Source organism: Polaromonas sp. P1_G1 (assembly GCF_056405595.1).
On record NZ_JBFUBU010000007.1, the window covers coordinates 14,760 to 33,032 of the forward strand.

Genomic DNA, 18,273 nt, shown 5'->3' on the forward strand with positions numbered 1-18,273 from the left:
GATGCTGGAGATCAAAAACCTCAAGGTCTGTTACGACGACGTGCTGGCGATTTCCGACGTCAGCCTGAAGGTCGAGCCCGGAAAGATAGTGGCGCTGGTGGGTGGCAACGGCAACGGCAAATCCACCACCTTGCGCGCCGTGGCGGGGCTCAACGCGGCCGCGGCCGGCAGCATCAGCTTCAACGGCGCGGACATCCAGCGCATGCCGGCGCACAAGCGCGTTCCGCTGGGCCTGTCGCTGGTGCCCGAGGGCCGGCGCCTGTTTCCGCGGCTGACGGTGCTGCGCAACCTCGAGCTGGGTGCCTTCACGCGCATGGACAGGCACGAAGTCGCGCGCGGCATCGCCGAGATGCTGGAACTGTTTCCCATCCTCAAGGAGCGCGCCGCGCAGCTGGCCGGCACCATGAGCGGGGGCGAGCAGCAGATGCTGGCGATCGCCCGCGGCCTGATGGCACGGCCCAAGCTGTTGATGCTGGACGAACCGTCCTGGGGGATCGCACCCAAATTCGTCACCAAGGTGCTGGAAGTGATACAGCAGGTCAACGCCACCGGCGTGTCGATTTTGCTGGTGGAGCAGAACCTGCAAAAGGCCCTGAACATCGCGCATTACGGTTACGTCATCCAGACCGGCCGCATCGTGATGCAGGGCAGCGGGCGGGACCTGCTCAACGACGACAGCATCAAGAAGGCTTACCTGGGTCTTTAACGTAAAACCCGCCCAGGCCACCCATTTATTGCCATCACGCTTTACCTCAACACCATGAACAAGATTTTCGACCGTCCCGCAGACCTCCGCATGGCCAGCCGCCGCGGTGAGTTTTCCTTGCCCACCGCGGGGCACGCCAACGGCCACATCCAGGCCAACCTCATGATCGTGCCGCAGGCGCAGGCCTTTGACTTCCTGCTGTTTTGCCAGCGCAACCCCAAGCCCTGCCCGCTGGTGGAGGTGCTGAAAGCTGGCGCCATCGAGCCCTTGTGCGCACCCGGGGCGGACATCACGACCGACATCCCGGGCTACCGCGTTTACCGCGACGGCGAATTTGTGGAAGAGCGCGGCGAGATCCGCTCGATCTGGCAGGACGACTATGTGGCTTTCCTGATCGGCTGCAGCTTTTCCTTCGAGGCCGCCGTCATGCAGGCCGGCATTCCCCTGAGGCATGTCGAGCAGGGCCGCAATGTCGCTATGTTCCGCACCAGTCTCCAGTGCCAGCCCGCCGGCGTGTTCAGCGGCGAAATGGTTGTGACCATGCGGCCCATCAAGAGCCGCGACGTGGCGAAGGTGGTGGAGATTTCTGGCCGGTTTGACGTCGCGCACGGTGCGCCCGTTCACATCGGCAATCCGGAGGCTATCGGTATCACCGACCTGTCGCGCCCGGATTACGGCGATGCAGTCGATATCAGGGACGACGAAGTCCCGGTGTTCTGGGGTTGCGGTGTCACGCCGCAGTGGGTTGCCCAGAAAAGCCGTTTGTCGATGTGCATCACCCATGCGCCGGGCAAGATGTTTGTGACCGACCTGAAAGGGTGAGTTCCATGCACCCGCCGCCGGGCTGATCCTCAACTCCCAAGGAGTTCTCCATGAAAGCAGTTTTGATAGCCGCGCTGGTCGCGGCGGGGGCAGCGCACGCCCAGACGACCTGGAAGCTGGCCACGGGCTACCGGGCGGAGTCCTTCCATACGCAAAACATCTACCAGTTTGCGCGCGAGGTCGAGAAAGCCAGCGCCGGCCAGCTGGTGATCGAGGTTCACCCGAACAACACGATGTTCAAGCTGGGCGACATCAGTCAGGCGGTGCAGCAGGGCAAGGCCGAAGCCGGCGAAACCATCATGTCCAGCATGGTGAAGGACATTCCCATCGCCGGGGCGGACTCGATTCCCTTTGTGGTGGGCTCATACAAGGACGCCCAGCGCCTGTGGAAGCTGCAGCGCCCTGGCATTGAAAAGCACTTTGCCGCGCGCGGCATGAGGCTGCTCTACGCCGCGCCCTGGCCGCCGCAGGGCCTGCATTCAAGCAAGCCGGTACGCGGCCTGGCCGACTTCAAGGGCACGCAGATGCGCACCTACAACCAGACCACGACCCGCATCGCGGAAATGCTGGGCGCCAGGCCGGTTGATGTAGCCATGGTCGATGTGGGCAAGGCGCTGGCCGAAGGCCGGATGGACAACATGATCACCTCGGCGCTGACCGGCGTGGAGAACAAGGTGTGGGGCCCGATCAAGTATTACTACGAGATCAACGCCTGGTTCCCGAAAAATGCGGTGTTTGTGAACAGCAAGGCCTTCGAGGCGCTGAAGCCCGAAGCGCGCGCCGCCGTGCTCAAGGCGGCGGGCGAGGCGGAAGTCCGCGGCTGGCAGGCCAGCCAGGCACTGGCCGCCAGCGCCACCGAGGAACTGCGCGCCAACGGCGTGAAGATAGAGCGTATTTCTCCCGAACTGGACACCGAGATCAAGCGCATGGGCGAGAAGTTCTCGCGCGAGTGGATACGCTCCGTGGGCAATGAGGCCAATGACATTTTTGTGCCCTACTACATGCCGCAATAAGGCGGTACACCTATGAAAACACCTTCCGGCGCGATCACCGCCTACCTTCATGCCAAGGACGGCAACCGCCCCCATCTGCTGGCCCGGGCCTTTACGGACGATGCCTTGCTGCAGATGACCGTCCATACCAGCGCGATTTCGTTCCCGCCTGTGTCCAGGGGGCGGGAGGCCGTTGCCGAGGTGCTGGTGCGCCGTTTCGGGCAGGCCTATGAGAATGTCTACACTTTCTGCCTGGCTTCCCCGCCGGAGGGCAAGGCGGAGGTGTTTCGCTGCGACTGGCTGGTGGCCATGACGGAAAAGGACAGTCGCGCTGTGCGGGTTGGCTGCGGCCGTTACGATTGGTGTTTTGCGCCCCCCTCATGCCTGGCGGAAAGCCTTTCTATCACCATAGAGGCCATGCAGACCCTGCCGGCCTCGCATGCGGACGAGGTCATGGATTGGGCAGCCGGCCTTCCTTATCCCTGGTGTCCGGCCGGGGCGGCCTTGCAAACCGCGCCGGAGATCCGGCAACTGGCGCCGGTACTTGGGTACATTGGCAGGGAACAGCCGGCCGGTTTTTCGGCCGCCAGATCCTGAAGTCCTGGACATCCGCAAAAAACACGTTAACTCTGAAATCAACATAACCATGCAAGACACCACTTCCAAACCGGGCGGCGACCGTTGGCAATTCTGGATAGACCGCGGCGGCACCTTCACCGACATCGTGGCCAAGAAGCCCGACGGCTCGCTGGTCACGCACAAGCTGCTGTCGGAAAACCCCGAGCAGTACCGCGACGCGGCCGTGGCCGGCATACGCCACCTGCTGGGTCTCAGGGCCGGCGAGCCGATTCGCGCCGACGTGGTCGACTGCGTGAAGATGGGCACGACCGTGGCGACCAATGCGCTGCTCGAGCGCAAGGGCGAGCCCACGCTGCTGGTCACCACGCGCGGCTTTCGCGATGCGCTGCGCATCGCCTACCAGAACCGTCCGCGGCTGTTTGACCGCCACATCGTGCTGCCCGAGCTGCTCTACAGCGCCGTGGTCGAGGCCCAGGAGCGCGTGGGCGCGCAGGGCGAGGTGCTGCAGGCGCTGGACGAGGTCCTGCTGAAAAAAGAACTGCTGGCGCACTACGAAAAAGGCCTGCGCAGCCTGGCCATCGTGTTCATGCACGGCTACCGCTTTACCGAACACGAAAAGGCCGCCAAACGCATCGCGGCCGAGGTGGGTTTCACGCAGATCAGCACCTCGCATGAAACCAGCCCGATGATGAAGTTCGTGAGCCGCGGAGACACCACCGTGGTCGACGCCTACCTGTCGCCCATACTGCGCCGTTATGTGGAGCAGGTCGCCAGCGAGATGCCGGGCGTGCGCCTGTTTTTCATGCAGTCTTCGGGCGGCCTGACGGACGCGCATGTGTTCCAGGGCAAGGACGCCATCCTCAGCGGYCCRGCCGGCGGCATYGTGGGCATGGCMCGCACSGCGGCSATTGCCGGSCATGMSAAGGTSATYGGCTTYGACATGGGCGGGACGTCCACCGACGTTTCGCATTACGCCGGCGAGTTTGAGCGCGAGTTCGAGACTCAGGTGGCCGGCGTGCGCATGCGCGCGCCCATGATGAGCATTCACACCGTGGCGGCAGGCGGCGGCTCCATCCTCAAATTCGACGGCGAGCGCTTCCGCGTCGGCCCGCAGAGCGCGGGCGCCAACCCCGGCCCGGCCAGCTACCGGCGTGGCGGGCGCCTCGCAGTGACGGACGCCAACGTGATGGTCGGCAAGGTCCAGCCGCGCTACTTTCCCAAGGTGTTCGGCCCCAATGCCGACGAGCCACTGAGCTATGAGGCCGTCGAGGCGCAGTTCAACGAACTGGCCGGCCAGACCGGCCGCAGCGCCGAAGTGGTGGCCGAGGGCTTTATCAACATCGCGGTGCAGCAGATGGCCAACGCGATCAAGAAGATTTCGGTGGCACGCGGCTACGACGTGACGCGCTACACGCTGCAGTGCTTTGGCGGCGCGGGCGGCCAGCATGCCTGCCTGGTGGCCGACGCGCTGGGCATGACAAAAGTCTTTGTGCACCCGCTGGCCGGCGTGCTGAGCGCCTACGGCATGGGCCTGGCCGACCAGAACGTGATCCGCGAGCAGGCGGTGGAGCTCAAGTTGTCTGAGGCAGCACTGCCCGAGATCGCCGGCAAGCTCGAGGAACTGGCAGCCCATGCCGAGGCCGAGCTGCAGCGCCAGCAGGTCAGCACCGGAAGCATCACCACGCACCGGCGCGTGCATGTGCGTTATGAGGGCAGCGACTCCGCGTTGATTGTTCCTTTCGGCACGCTGGACCAGATCGAGGCCGGCTTTGAGGCCGCCTATCGCCAGCGCTTTGCCTTTTTGATGCAGGGCAAGGGCCTGGTGGTGGAAGCGGTGTCCGTCGAGGCCGTGGTGGCCGGCGACGCGCCCGCCGAGCCGCGCCATGCCACGCACGAGCCGCGCGAAGTGCCGCGCCGCGAAACCGTGCGCATGTATTCGGGCGGCCAGTGGCACGAYGCGSYSCTGGTGGTGCGYGAGGAYCTGCGSCCYGGTGACMWSATTYCSGGMCCGGCCATCATTGCCGAGAAAAACGCGACCACGGTGGTCGAGCCCGGCTGGGAAGCGGCGCTGACGGCGCTGGACCACCTGGTGCTGGACCGCCGGGCCGAGCGCGCCGTGACCTTCGCGGCCGGCACCACAGTGGACCCGGTGCTGCTGGAGGTCTTCAACAACCTCTTCATGAACATCGCCGAGCAGATGGGCCTGCAGTTGCAGAACACCGCCTACTCGGTCAACATCAAGGAGCGCCTGGATTTCAGTTGCGCGCTCTTCGACACCGAAGGCAACCTGATCGCCAACGCGCCGCACATGCCGGTGCACCTGGGTTCCATGGGCGAGAGCATCAAGACGGTGATCCGCGAGAACGCCGGCAGCATGCAGCCGGGCGACGTCTATGTGCTGAACGACCCGTATCACGGCGGCACCCACCTTCCCGACATCACGGTCATCACCCCTGTTTATCTGGGCAAGGCCACACAGCCGACGTTTTATGTGGGCTCGCGCGGTCATCATGCCGACATTGGCGGCACCACGCCGGGCTCCATGCCGCCGTTCTCGACGCTGATCGAGGAGGAGGGCGTGCAGATCAACAACGTCAAGCTCGTCGAGCGCGGCGTGCTGCGTGAAGCTGAAATGATTGCCTTGCTCAAGAGCGGCAAATACCCGAGCCGCAATCCGCAGCAGAACATGGCCGACCTGAAGGCGCAGATCGCCGCCAACGAAAAAGGCGTTCAGGAACTGCGCAAAATGGTCGACACCTTCAGCCTGGAGGTGGTGCTGGCCTATATGCGCCACGTGCAGGACAACGCGGAGGAGTCGGTGCGCCGCGTGATCACGCGGCTGAAAGACGGCGAGTTCACGCTGCCGCTGGACAACGGCGCGCAGATCAAGGTGGCGATCCGCGTCAATGCCAAGGGCCGCAGCGCCGAGATCGATTTCACCGGCACCTCGGCGCAGCAGAGCAACAACTTCAACGCGCCGACGGCGGTCTGCATGGCGGCGGTGCTGTATGTCTTCCGCACGCTGGTGGACGACGACATCCCGCTGAACGCGGGTTGCCTCAAGCCGCTCAAGGTCATCATCCCGGCGGGCTCCATGCTCAACCCGAACCCGCCGGCCTCGGTGGTGGCGGGCAATGTGGAGACCTCTACCTGCATCACCAACGCGCTTTACGGCGCGCTGGGCGTGATGGCGGCCAGCCAGTGCACCATGAACAACTTCACCTTCGGCAATGCGCGCCACCAGTATTACGAAACCATCTCGGGCGGCTCGGGCGCCGGCGGCAGGCTCGACGAGGCGGGCAAGCTGGTGTCGGGCTTTGACGGCACCAGTGTGGTCCAGACTCACATGACCAATTCACGGCTGACCGACCCCGAGGTGCTGGAGTTCCGCTTCCCGGTGCGGCTGGAGAGCTATGAGATCCGTGAAAATTCCGGCGGCGCGGGCCGCTGGCATGGCGGCAATGGCGGCGTGCGGCGCGTGCGCTTCCTGGAAGCCATGACGGCCAGCATTTTGTCCAACGGCCGCAAGCACGGCGCCTTCGGCATGGCCGGCGGCGAGCCGGGCCAGGTCGGGCGCAACCTCGTGGTGCGTGCGCAGGGTCAGGTCGAGGCGCTGGACCACATCGGCCAAGCCGACATGCAACCCGGTGACGTGTTTGAAATCCATACGCCGGGCGGCGGGGGCTTCGGCAAGCTGTAGACCACCCCCGTCTAGGGGGCGGCGCCTGCGGTCTGGCAAAGCCAGTCCCGCGGCCCCTGCTGGTTGGCCGTTGTGGTGCTTCATCCCGGGGTGAGCCGTGAAACCGGCAGCAGAGGCAAAATACACCGGGTCTGGTGACTATGCACCCGCAGTCACCCTTTTCTGGAGCGCTTTCCATGACCCGCGAGTTCTGCGACAACTACCGCCTCCTGGCCCGTTACAACCGCTGGATCAACGAGCGCCTGTACGAGGCCTGCGAGGCGTTGACGGACGAAGCGCGCAAGCAGCAGCGCGGCGCCTTTTTCGGCTCCATCCACCACACGCTGGGCCACGTGGTGCTGGCCGACCAGGTCTGGCTCAGGCGCTTTGTGCAATGCGGGGCCGACAACGGTATGGCTTTCGCGTCGCTGGGCCCGGACGTGCTGGACATGCCCGAGGCCTATACGCTGGACATGGTGCTGTTTGAGGGCTGGGCGGAACTGAAGGCGAAACGTGTGCAACTGGATGCCGCCATCGAGCAGTGGGCCGCCGACATGCCGGACGCCTATCCGCAACTCACCATGCGCTACGCCAATTCAAAAGGCGTGCCGCGCGAGCATGCGGCCTGGATGGGGATCACGCATTTCTTCAACCACCAGACGCACCACAGGGGCCAGGCCAGCACGCTGGTCACGCAGGCCGGCGGCACGGTGGGGGTGACCGACCTGATCGCGCTGGTGTGAAAGCGCCGGATGCGCGCCGTCACGTGCTGATGGAACACGCGAAGGCATAAAAAAACCGCCGGATGGCGGGTTTTGCGAGGCCGGAGCTTGGGCCTTATTTTTTGGCGGCGCTGGCGGCCGGCTTGGAGGCGTCGGCCTTGGCGTCTTTCTTTTCATCCTTGGCTGCAGGCTTGGCGTCCTTGGCCTTTTGGGCATCGGCCTTGGCGGTTTTTTCAGCGTCGGCCTTGGCTTTGGCTTCATCAGCCTTCTTTTTCTTCTCGTCAGCCTTGGCCTTCTTGTCGGCTTCCTTCTTGGCCTTGGCTTCGTCGGCCTTGGCTTTGGCCTCGGCCTTGGGGTCTTTCTTCTCGGCGGCTGCTACGGGAGCCGGCGCGGCGGCTACAGGCGCGGCCGGCTTGGCTTCGGCTTTCTTTTCTTCAGCCTTGGCGGCGGGCTTGTCATCCTTCTTCGCGGCGGCTGCGGGTTTTTCGTCCTTCTTGGCGGCGGGGGTTGCTGCCACGCCCTTGAAGCTGGCGCCGCCCACTGTCAGGCCTTCGGCGGAAAACTTGGCGGCATTGCCTTCGCCCACGCCCTTGACGCGTTCGATGAAATCGCTCCAGTCCTTGAAGCTGCCCTTCTTGCGCTCGTCCAGGATCTTGCCCGAGATGCCGGGGCCTATGCCCTTGATGCCGTCGAGTTCGGCCGCGGTGGCCTTGTTGACGTCAACGGCGGCGAACGATACGGCCATGTACATGGCGGCGACGAAGGCCAGTATTTTTTTGAACATGAGAAAACTCCTCAAAGATTGGATTGATGTGAAAGCACGTGATCCATCCTTGTGAAGAAGGATGTCTTCTTCATAACGGCCTGTGGGAGGCGGCGTTGACGGCCCTCACGGGCTTTCAGGCCTGGAAAACCCTAGTGAGGCGCCGGGTGTGGCCTCAGCCTGCGGCGGCGCTCAGGGCCTGCATGTAAGCCGTCACACCGGTCTGCACGTCGGCGAAGACATGGTCGCAACCGGCCGCGCGCAGGGCGCGCGGGTCGGCCTGGGTGTAGCTCTGGTATTTGCCGACCAGCGCGGGCGGGAAGGCGATGTAATCGATCAGGCCGCCACGCACGGCTTCTTCGAGGCTTAGCGCCGCGGCGTTCTGCCCTTTGCGCAGGGTGTTCACGACGGCCAGGGCCACGTCGTTGAAAGGCTGGGCCCGGCCGGTGCCGAGGTTGAAGATGCCGGACTTGCCGGGGTTGTCGAAGAACCAGAGGTTCACGGCCACCACGTCGTCGATGAAGATGAAGTCGCGCATCTGGTCGCCTGGGCCGTAGCCGCCGTACTCGCCGAAGAGTTTGACCTTGCCCTCGGCCTGGAACTGGTTGAACTGGTGGAAGGCGACGCTGGCCATGCGGCCCTTGTGCTGCTCGCGCGGGCCGTAGACGTTGAAGTAGCGAAAGCCCGCGACCTGGGTGGCGGCGTTTTCAAAGCGGGCGCCGAGCTCGCGCCGCATGCGCTGGTCGAACAGCAGTTTGGAGTAGCCGTAAACGTTGAGCGGGCGCTCGAATTCGGGCGACTCGGTGAACGTGGCGGAGCCGCCGTAGGTGGCGGCCGATGAAGCGTACAGCAGGCGCGTGCCCTGGTCCTGGCAGGCATGGAACAACTCGCAGGACAGCGTGTAGTTGTTGTCCATCATGTACTTGCCGTCGGCTTCCATGGTGTCGCTGCAGGCGCCTTCGTGGAACACGGCCTCGACCTGGCCGTAGGCGCCTTCGGAAAACAGGTCGTAGAAGTCGTCGGCGTCGACATAGTCGGCGATCTTCAGGTCGGCCAGGTTGCGGAACTTGTCGCCGTGCGTCAGGTCGTCGACTGCGATGATCTCGTCGACACCGCGGGCGTTGAGGCCCTTGATGATGTTGCTGCCGATGAAGCCGGCGGCGCCGGTCACAACTATTTTCATGATGGGTCCTTGGCGAACAGCTCGCCATAGTTGACGGTGGCGGTGCCGAACTTGCCGACCACGATGCCGCCCGCGCGGTTGGCGATCGGCACGGCGTCGCGCAGGCGCATGCCGGTGGCGGTCATGGCGGCCAGCGTGGCGATCACGGTGTCGCCGGCGCCGGTGACGTCGAACACCTCGCGCGCCACGGCGGGGACGTTGAGCTCGCCCTCGGCATCGAACAGGGTCATGCCTTCTTCGCTGCGCGTGAGCAGCAGGGCTTCGAGGTTGAGCGCGGCGCGCAGGTTGTGGGCCTTGGCGCGGAGGTCGGCTTCGCTGCTCCAGGCGCCGATCACATGTTCGAGTTCTGCGCGGTTGGGCGTGATGACACTGGCGTTTTTGTAGCGCGCGTAGTCGGAGCCTTTGGGATCGACCAGCACCACCTTGCCGGCGGCGCGGGCCTGGGCGATCATCAGCACGATGTGCGCGAGGCCGCCCTTGCCGTAGTCGGAGAAGAGCACCGCGTCATGTTCGGTGTGCAGTTTTTCAAAGGTGGCGGACTGCGAGGCCAGTACTTCGGTTTCCGGTGTGTTCTCAAAATCCAGGCGTATGAGTTGCTGCTGGCGGCCGATGACACGCAGCTTGACGGTGGTCTTGAGCTGGGCGTCGCGGCCGAAATAGGGCGTGATGCCGGTCTTGGCCACCAGCGCCTCGAGCTGGTGGCTGGCTTCGTCGTCGCCCACCACGCTCAGCAGCGAAGCCTGTGCGCCCAGCGTGACGATGTTGTAGGCCACGTTGGCCGCGGCGCCTATGCGCTCTTCGGTGCGCGTGACGCGCACCACGGGAACCGGTGCTTCGGGCGAGATGCGGTCCACCGCGCCGTACCAGTAACGGTCCAGCATGGCGTCGCCGACCACGAGGACGCGGGCTTTGGCGATTTTTTCAGGGGATAGGGTTGGAACTGTCATGTATGTCTGTTCTAAAACGGCTCAAGGTTCAGTGAGCGCTTTTCTTGCCAAGCGGACACCGCGGAACCGGCTTTGCCGGGCCGCCAGTGTCGCCCCCTGCAAGGGGGGAGGCGGAGCGAAGCGTAGCCACGGGGGTGTTCACAATTCCTCTATTCGGCGTGTCGGGTAGCTGTCCCAGGCCTGGCAGCCGGGGCAGTGCCAGAAGTGCTGTGTGGCCTCAAAACCGCAAGCCGCGCAGCGATAGCGCATCAGGGGCTTGGTGGCCTGGTCGAGGGCACGCTGGACAAGGGTGTGGTGTTGTTCGTCCTGCAGTTTTTCGCCGGCGATCCACTTGCCGGCCGCGACCAGGGAGGCCTGGCGCTCCAGGTGCTTCACATACCATTGCCGCGCCGTGGCCGGGTCTTTCTCGAGCTTGACGATGGCCTCGATCACGTCGATGGACGGCATGTTGGCATAGCTGGCCTTGAGCAGCTCCAGCGCGGTGGCTTCCTGGCCGCCGGCCTGCGCGATGTTGGCCAGCAGGCCGGCGGCGAGGGGCAAGCCTTGCGGCGCGGTTTTTTCGAGCTTGAGCAGGGTTTGCAGGGCGTCCTGCGTGCGGCCGAGCTGGTTTTGCAGTTTCGCCAGGTCGATCAGGGGGCGGGCCAGGGCCGGCGCCATGGCGATGGCTTGCTGCAGGGCGCTGAGTGCCTGGGTGGTGTCGCCGGCGGCCACAGAGGCGCCGGCCTGCTCGCACAGGTAGTGCGCCTGGCGGGCGCTGAAGCTGCCGTGGCTGGAGCTGCCGAGGCGGGCCGCTATCTCGGTGGCATTGCCCCAGTCGCGTGAGCGCTCGTAGATCGACAGCAAGGCCAGGCGGGCCTCTTCTTCAAAGGGCGTGCCCTCAAGCCTGCGCAGGGCGGCTTCGGCGCGGTCGAGCAGGCCGGCTTTCAGGAAATCGAGCGCCAGGGCGTGCTGGGCGCGGTCGCGCTCGGGCTGCGTGAGGTCGCCGCGCGACATCAGGTGTTCGTGCACGCGCACGGCGCGCTCGTACTCGCCGCGGCGGCGGAACAGGTTGCCCAGGGCGAAGTGGAGTTCGGAAGTGTCGGGATCGTTCTGTACCGCCTCGATGAAGGCGTCAATGGCCTGGTCCTGCTGCTCGTTGAGCAGGAAGTTCAGGCCCTTGAAATAGGCCTTGGGGGCCTGGCGGTTTTCGATGCGCAGTTGCCGCAAGTCCAGCCGTGAGGCCAGCCAGCCGAGCGTGAAGGCAATAGGGAACCCGAGCAAGACCCAGGTGAAGTCAAATTCCATGGTGCATCGTGGACGGGTCTTCGCTTACGGTGTGGGGGCCGACGGTAGAGGAGGCGTATCTGCCCGACCGGCGTTTTTTCCACCAGCGCGGCATCATGACAAAAATGCCGAGCGCCAGCCCGCAGGCGAAGGCAGTCAGCACAACCAGCACCAGGGGTGCTTGCCACATGGTGCCAAAAAAGAAATACACCGAAACCGTCTGCTGGTTATTCAGTGCGAAAGCGAAGAGCGTAAAAAAAATGGCTGCTTTAAGCAGCCACATGAGGTATTTCACTTGGTAATCCCCCGGGTGGTCTGACGATTGTAGCCAGACCACCGAGGAGCAACAGGAAGACCTTACTTGGGTTCCGTGACCGCCAGCAATTCCTGGGTGCGGGCATCGACGGCTTCGCGCAATGCCTTCCCGGGTTTGAAGTGCGGCACCCGTTTTTCCGGGATGGCCACGCTCTCGCCGGAGCGCGGGTTGCGCCCCATGCGGGGCGGGCGCCGGTTGATGGAGAAGCTGCCGAAACCCCGGATTTCAATGCGGTGGCCGCGCACCAGTGCGTCGCTCATGGCATCAAGAATCGTCTTGACGGCATATTCGGCGTCGCGGTGCGTCAGCTGGCTGAATCGGGCCGCCAGTTCTTCGACAAGGTCGCTTCGGGTCATGGATCAAGTAGCTGCACAGCGATGCGACCCGCCCAGGGCGCATCACACCGCTGCACGGTTGCCTTACTTTTCGTTGTTGTCCAGCTTGGCGCGCAGCAGGGCGCCCAGGCTGGTCGTACCGGCGTTTTCGCGGGAAGACTGCTGGCTCAGGTTGGCCATGGCTTCCTGCTGGTCGGCGTTGTCCTTGGCCTTGACCGACAGCTGGATGTTGCGGGTCTTGCGATCCACGTTCACCACGACTGCGGAGACTTCGTCGCCTTCCTTCAGCACGTTGCGCGCGTCTTCAACGCGGTCACGGCTGATTTCGCTGGCGCGCAGGTAGCCGATGATGTCTTCGCCGAGGTCGATTTCAGCGCCCTTGGCGTCAACGGTCTTGACCTTGCCGGTCACGATCGCGCCCTTGTCGTTGATCGACACGAACGTGGTGAAMGGATCGGARTCCAGCTGCTTGATGCCCAGGGAGATGCGCTCGCGGTCAACGTCGACAGCCAGCACGATGGCTTCCACTTCCTGTCCCTTTTTGTAGTTGCGAACAGCGGCTTCGCCGGGTTCGTTCCACGAGAGGTCGGACAGGTGCACCAGGCCGTCGATGCCGGCGGCCAGGCCCACGAAGACGCCGAAGTCGGTGATCGACTTGATCGGGCCCTTGACGCGGTCGCCGCGCTTGGTTTCCTGCGCAAACTCTTGCCATGGGTTGGCCTTGCACTGTTTCATGCCCAGGCTGATGCGGCGCTTGTCTTCGTCGATCTCGAGGACCATGACTTCGACTTCGTCGCCGAGAGCCACGAGCTTGCTCGGGGCCACGTTCTTGTTGGTCCAGTCCATTTCGGACACGTGGACCAGGCCTTCGATGCCGGGTTCGAGTTCAACGAACGCGCCGTAGTCGGCGATGTTGGTGATCTTGCCGAACAGGCGCGTGCCTTGGGGGTAGCGGCGGTTCACGCCCATCCAAGGGTCGTCGCCCATTTGCTTGAGGCCCAGCGAGACACGGTTCTTTTCGGTGTCGAACTTCAGGATCTTGGCAACGATTTCCTGGCCAGCCGTCACCACTTCGCTTGGGTGACGCACGCGGCGCCATGCCATGTCGGTGATGTGCAGCAGGCCGTCGATGCCGCCGAGGTCAACGAAGGCACCGTATTCGGTGATGTTCTTGACGACGCCCTTGACGGCAGTGCCTTCTTTCAGGGTTTCCATCAGCTTGGCGCGTTCTTCGCCCATGCTGGCTTCGACCACGGCACGGCGTGACAGTACGACGTTGTTGCGCTTGCGATCGAGCTTGATGACCTTGAATTCCATGGTCTTGTTCTCGTACGGAGACAAGTCCTTGATGGGGCGGGTGTCGATGAGCGAACCGGGCAGGAAGGCGCGGATGCCGTTGACGAGGACGGTAAGGCCACCCTTGACCTTGCCGCTGGTCTGGCCGGTGACGAATTCGCCGGATTCCAGGGCTTTTTCCAGGCTCATCCACGAAGCCAGGCGCTTGGCCTTGTCGCGGGACAGCAGGGTGTCGCCATAGCCGTTTTCGACGGAGTCGATGGCCACGGAGACAAAATCGCCGACCTGGACTTCGAGTTCGCCCTGGTCGTTCTTGAATTCTTCGAGCGGCACATAGGCCTCGGACTTCAGTCCGGCGTTGACGACGACGTGGTTGTGGTCGATGCGAACGACTTCAGCGGTGATGACTTCACCGGTACGCATTTCAGAGCGTTGGAGCGATTCGTTAAATAGGTCGGCAAAAGATTCAGACATGATTTTCCTAGTCCACACAACAGGGTTCCAATAGCGGGATTGCCATTGTTTTTATAGCTGCTTGCGGCGGTGTTTTGCGGCCAGACGTCTGGTAAGGCCGCGGGTTACGTTGATGAACCTGCTGACCCAAGCGCAGGCTGCGCGTCGGGGGTCAGAAGGGCCGGGTGCCTTGCCACCATTCAATCACCTGGTCCACCGATTTTTCAATCGACAGATAGGAATTGTCCAGCGGTTTGGCGTCATCAGCGGGTTTCAAAGGAGCGGCTTTTCGCGACGAATCGCGCGCATCGCGTGCCTCCAAATCCTGCTGAATCTCGGCGATTGTAACCGAATTTCCCTTTGAAATCAACTGCTTATGCCGGCGTTCGGCCCTGTGCAGGGCGCTGGCCGTCAGGAAAACCTTGAGCGGGGCGTCGGGGAAGATGACGGTTCCCATGTCCCGTCCGTCGGCGACCAGCCCGGGCAGCTTGCGAAAGCTGTGCTGGAGCTCCAGCAGGGCGACGCGGACCTCGGGGTGGGCCGACACGCGGGAGGCGGCCATGCCGGCGGCTTCGGTGCGGATGGCGTCGGACACGTCGTGCGGCCCGAGGAAAATGCGGTCGCGCTGAAAGTGCACCGGCATGGTGCGCGCTACGCGGGCCACGCCGGGCCCGTCGTCCAGGGAGACGCCGGCCAGCACCGCGGCATGGGCGCTCAGGCGGTAGAGCGCGCCGGAATCCAGGTAATGGTAGCCCAGCCGATGAGCCGCCAGGGCCGCCAGCGTACCCTTGCCGGAGGCGGTCGGGCCGTCTATGCAGATGACGGGAATGTGCTTGGGAGCGGCCTGGGCGACTTCGAACAGGGCCTCGAAGTAGTCGGGGAAGGTCTTGGCGACGCACTTCGGGTCCAGGATGCGCACCGGCAACTGCGCCGGGTTGAAGGCCGCCAGCGAAAAACACATGGCCACGCGGTGGTCGTCGTAGGTATGGATGGCGCCTGTCGTCCATCGGGCGGGTGGGGTGATCTTGAGGTAGTCGGCGCCTTCCTCGACCATCGCGCCGAACTTTTGCAGCTCGCAGGCCATGGCGGCGATGCGGTCGGTTTCCTTGACGCGCCAGCTGGCGATATTGCGCAAGGTGGTGGTGCCGTCGGCGTACAGGGCCATCACGGCCAATGTCATGGCGGCGTCGGGGATGTGGTTGCAGTCCAGGTCTATGGCCTTGAGCGGCCAGGCGCCGCGCGAGATGCGCAGGGAGTTGGGCGTGCTGGCGACCCGCGCGCCCATCATTTCGGCGGCTTCGACGAAGCGGATGTCGCCCTGGATGGAGGCCGCGCCCACGCCCAGGATTTCGATGCCGGTATGGCCCGGGGCCGCGGCCGCGATGGCGCCCAGCGCGATGAAATAGCTGGCCGACGAGGCGTCGCCCTCGACATGGATTTCGCCCGGCGACTGGTAGCGGCTGCCGGCGGGAATGGTGAAGCGTTCCCAGCCTTCGCGGCGGACGTCTATGCCGAAGCGCTGGAGCAGCTTGAGGGTGATTTCAATATAGGGCCGGGAAATCAGCTCACCGACCACTTCAATGTGGATGTCCTGCCTGGCGACCAGCGGCAGGGCCATCAGCAGGGCGGTCAGGAACTGGCTGGAAACGTCGCCGCGCACTCGTATCGGTTCCTCCAGCTGGAGTTGCCCGGGGCGCAGGCGCAGCGGCGGGAAGCCTTCGTTGCCGAGGTAGTCGATGGCGCAGCCCAGTTGCCTGAGCGCGTCGACCAGGTCGCCTATGGGCCTCTCGTGCATGCGCGGCACGCCGGAGAGCTCGAACTCGCCGCCCAGCAGGGCCAGGGCCGCCGTCAGGGGACGCATGGCCGTGCCGGCGTTGCCCATGAACAGCTTGGCMGGGGTCTGGACGGGTTTGCCGCCCAGGCCACTGATGACGGCGGTGTTGCCGTCTTGCTTGACGGTGCAGCCGAGCTGCCTCAGCGCGGCCAGCATCACGGCGGTGTCGTCGGACGCGAGCAGGTCATGCACCGTGGTGTCGCCATAGCTCAGGGCGGCCAGCAGCAGCACGCGGTTGGAAATGCTTTTGGAACCGGGCAGGCGGACGGTGCCGCCCGCGCTGCCCAGAGGCGGAATGTCCAGGAACTCGGTATCGAACATGGACCGCGGATTATTTGTGCGATTTTTGCGAGGAGATGCGCCAGTTGGCCCGGGTCTCGCTGGCCTGCTCGATCATGGCTTCCAGGGCGTCGCCGCTGCTGCTGGAAATCAGCTGCTCAAGCGACTGCAGGGTCTCCTGGAAAATTTTGGATTGGGCCAGCAGTTCTTCGCGGTTGGCGATCAGGATGTCGCGCCACATTTTCGGGTCGCTGGCGGCGATGCGCGTGAAGTCCCGAAAGCCCGGGCCGGCCAGCGACATATAGTCCTTGCCGTGTTCCTGCCCGGTGATGCCGTTGATCAGGGCGAAAGCGATCAGGTGCGGCAGGTGGCTGACGGCGGCATAGGCCGCGTCATGCGACTGCGGCGACATCTTTAGGACGTGGCAGCCCAGGGCGGTCCAGACGTCGACGGCTTTCTGGAGCTGGACCGTGAAAGTGCGTTCAATGGGCGTCAGGATGACCTGCTTGCCGGCGTAGAGGTCCACGTCGGCATGCTCGACGCCCGAAACCTCCTTGCCGGTGATCGGGTGGCAGGGAACAAAAGAGCCAACGTTGCTGCCCAGGACGCGCCGGGCGGCATCCACCACGTCGCGTTTGGTCGAGCCGACGTCCATGATCAGCGTGTTGGGGCCGACCAGGTGGCGGATGGCCTTGAAGGTGGCCTCGGTCGCTGAAACCGGCACGGCCAGCAGCACAATGTCGGCGCCCGAGACCGCCAGCAGCGCCGAGGGTGCCTCGACGTCGATCACGCCCATCTGGCGCGCCCGCTCCGTGGTGGAGGGGGATTTGCTGTAGCCGACGACGCGCTTGACCAGGCCGGCGCGTTTGAGCGCCAGCGCGAAAGAGCCACCCATCAGGCCGCATCCAATGAGACCTAATTGTTCAAACATGTCGTGGCACCAGGAAGGTTGTGAGTCGTTGCATTAATCGCCGATGGGATAGGTTCCGAGGACCTTGTAGAAGGCGCACAGCTGCTGCAGATCGGCCAGCGCGGCTTTGACATGGTCCTGGGACGGGTGACCTTGCAGGTCGATGTAAAAGTAGTATTCCCACTGGCCGGACCGCGCCGGGCGCGATTCAAAACGGGTCATGGAGACGCCGTGGGCCTTGAGCGGCATCAGGATGTCGTGGACGGCGCCGGGGCGATTGGGCACGGACACCACCAGGCTGACGCAATCCTTGCCAGAAGCGGGCGGGGAGGGCAATGTCTGGGGCAGGCACACCACTGCAAAACGCGTGCGGTTGAAAGCATCGTCCTGGATGGCGTGGGCCGCCGTGTAAAGGCCGAACTGGGTGGCGGCGCGCTCGCCGGCGATGCCGGCCCAGGCCGGGTTGGTGGTGGCCAGCCGCGCGCCTTCGGCGTTGCTGGAGGCCGTGCGGCGATCCACATTGGGCAGGTGGGTCGTCAGCCAGCCCTGGCATTGGGCCAGCGCCTGGGGGTGGGCATACACGGCTTCTATGCCGTCCAGGGATTCCGAAAGCCGCAGTAAATTGTGGCGCACCATCAGGCTGATTTCGCCGACGATGTGCAGGGGAGAGTTCAGGAACAGGTCGAGCGAGCGAGACACCACGCCTTCGGTGGAGTTTTCCACCGGCACGACACCATAGCTGGCGCTACCGGCCGCGGTGGCGCGAAAAACCTCGTCGATGCTGACGCAAGGCACGTGCTCGATGCTGGCGCCGAAAAATTGCAGCGCCGCCTGCTCGCTAAAGGTACCGGCGGGACCCAGGTAGGCGACGCGCACCGGGGACTCCAGGGCCAGGCACGCCGACATGATTTCGCGCCAGACGGCGGCGACGTGCTCGTTCTTGAGAGGGCCCTGGTTGGCCTTCTGGATCTGCTCGATCACCTGGGCGACCCGGTCGGGGCGGAAGAAGGGTGTGCCTTCGCGTTTCTTGACCTCGCCCACCTGCTCGGCGACCTGGGCACGGCGGTTCAGCAGGGCAAGCAATTCCCTGTCCAGGGCGTCGATCTGGACGCGTAAATCAGCGAGGTTGGCAGTCATATCAGGGGCCGTCCGGCCGCGCCAGGTGCACTGAACGCCCCTCAGGGGCAGTGAACG

The 18,273-nt window shown here is 64.3% G+C and carries 16 protein-coding genes; 6 read left to right on the top strand and 10 right to left on the bottom strand.

Annotation, left to right across the window (positions count from 1 at the left end):
* Position 1 precedes the first annotated feature (1 nt).
* The 6 genes from AC1D1Y_RS04290 to AC1D1Y_RS04315 all read left to right on the top strand — a co-directional run bounded on the left by AC1D1Y_RS04290 (position 2) and on the right by AC1D1Y_RS04315 (position 7,521).
* Positions 2-706: an ABC transporter ATP-binding protein gene (locus AC1D1Y_RS04290; RefSeq protein WP_477681254.1), complete on the top strand. Its 705-nt coding sequence runs from the start codon at positions 2-4 to the stop codon at positions 704-706.
* Positions 707-760: 54 nt separating this feature from the next.
* Entirely contained in the window at positions 761-1,528 is a 768-nt protein-coding gene (locus AC1D1Y_RS04295) for a putative hydro-lyase (RefSeq protein ID WP_477681255.1), read from the top strand.
* A 50-nt stretch (positions 1,529-1,578) separates the two neighbouring features.
* Entirely contained in the window at positions 1,579-2,541 is a 963-nt protein-coding gene (locus AC1D1Y_RS04300; protein ID WP_477681256.1) for a TRAP transporter substrate-binding protein, read from the top strand.
* A gap of 12 nt (positions 2,542-2,553) precedes the next feature.
* Entirely contained in the window at positions 2,554-3,117 is a 564-nt protein-coding gene (locus tag AC1D1Y_RS04305) for a hypothetical protein (RefSeq protein WP_477681257.1), read from the top strand.
* A 49-nt stretch (positions 3,118-3,166) separates the two neighbouring features.
* Entirely contained in the window at positions 3,167-6,799 is a 3,633-nt protein-coding gene (locus tag AC1D1Y_RS04310) for a hydantoinase B/oxoprolinase family protein (RefSeq protein ID WP_477681258.1), read from the top strand.
* Between the two features lie 176 nt (positions 6,800-6,975).
* Positions 6,976-7,521, top strand: a complete 546-nt coding sequence (locus tag AC1D1Y_RS04315) for a DinB family protein (protein ID WP_477681259.1) — start codon at positions 6,976-6,978, stop codon at positions 7,519-7,521.
* 94 nt (positions 7,522-7,615) lie between these two features.
* Here the strand turns inward: AC1D1Y_RS04315 and AC1D1Y_RS04320 are convergent, their stop codons facing one another.
* The 10 genes from AC1D1Y_RS04320 to pheA all read right to left on the bottom strand — a co-directional run bounded on the left by AC1D1Y_RS04320 (position 7,616) and on the right by pheA (position 18,216).
* Positions 7,616-8,284 (bottom strand): ComEA family DNA-binding protein, encoded by a 669-nt coding sequence (locus tag AC1D1Y_RS04320; RefSeq protein WP_477681260.1) that lies wholly within the window; start codon positions 8,282-8,284, stop codon positions 7,616-7,618.
* A gap of 154 nt (positions 8,285-8,438) precedes the next feature.
* Positions 8,439-9,446 carry an ADP-glyceromanno-heptose 6-epimerase gene (gene rfaD / locus AC1D1Y_RS04325; RefSeq protein ID WP_477681261.1) on the bottom strand — a complete coding sequence of 336 codons (1,008 nt, stop codon included), beginning with the start codon at positions 9,444-9,446 and terminating at the stop codon, positions 8,439-8,441.
* The gene (gene rfaE1 / locus AC1D1Y_RS04330; RefSeq protein ID WP_477681262.1) at positions 9,443-10,393 is read right to left on the bottom strand and encodes a D-glycero-beta-D-manno-heptose-7-phosphate kinase; all 951 of its coding nucleotides are present in this window, start codon (positions 10,391-10,393) and stop codon (positions 9,443-9,445) included. Before rfaE1 ends, rfaD begins: the two co-directional genes overlap by 4 nt.
* 138 nt (positions 10,394-10,531) lie before the next feature.
* Positions 10,532-11,677: a lipopolysaccharide assembly protein LapB gene (gene lapB / locus AC1D1Y_RS04335; protein WP_477653586.1), complete on the bottom strand. Its 1,146-nt coding sequence runs from the start codon at positions 11,675-11,677 to the stop codon at positions 10,532-10,534.
* Positions 11,667-11,951: a LapA family protein gene (locus AC1D1Y_RS04340; RefSeq protein WP_477681263.1), complete on the bottom strand. Its 285-nt coding sequence runs from the start codon at positions 11,949-11,951 to the stop codon at positions 11,667-11,669. Before AC1D1Y_RS04340 ends, lapB begins: the two co-directional genes overlap by 11 nt.
* Positions 11,952-12,013: 62 nt before the next feature.
* Positions 12,014-12,328 carry an integration host factor subunit beta gene (locus AC1D1Y_RS04345; RefSeq protein ID WP_007869491.1) on the bottom strand — a complete coding sequence of 105 codons (315 nt, stop codon included), beginning with the start codon at positions 12,326-12,328 and terminating at the stop codon, positions 12,014-12,016.
* Between the two features lie 63 nt (positions 12,329-12,391).
* Positions 12,392-14,077 (bottom strand): 30S ribosomal protein S1, encoded by a 1,686-nt coding sequence (gene rpsA / locus AC1D1Y_RS04350; RefSeq protein ID WP_007869489.1) that lies wholly within the window; start codon positions 14,075-14,077, stop codon positions 12,392-12,394.
* Between the two features lie 151 nt (positions 14,078-14,228).
* A complete protein-coding gene (locus AC1D1Y_RS04355) occupies positions 14,229-16,211 on the bottom strand; it encodes a bifunctional 3-phosphoshikimate 1-carboxyvinyltransferase/cytidylate kinase (RefSeq protein ID WP_477681264.1) in 1,983 nt (660 codons plus the stop codon).
* Positions 16,212-16,221: 10 nt separating this feature from the next.
* Entirely contained in the window at positions 16,222-17,100 is an 879-nt protein-coding gene (locus AC1D1Y_RS04360; protein ID WP_477681265.1) for a prephenate dehydrogenase, read from the bottom strand.
* Positions 17,101-17,133: 33 nt separating this feature from the next.
* Complete coding sequence (pheA, locus tag AC1D1Y_RS04365) at positions 17,134-18,216, bottom strand: prephenate dehydratase (protein ID WP_477653590.1); 1,083 nt, start codon at positions 18,214-18,216, stop codon at positions 17,134-17,136.
* Positions 18,217-18,273 lie beyond the last annotated feature (57 nt).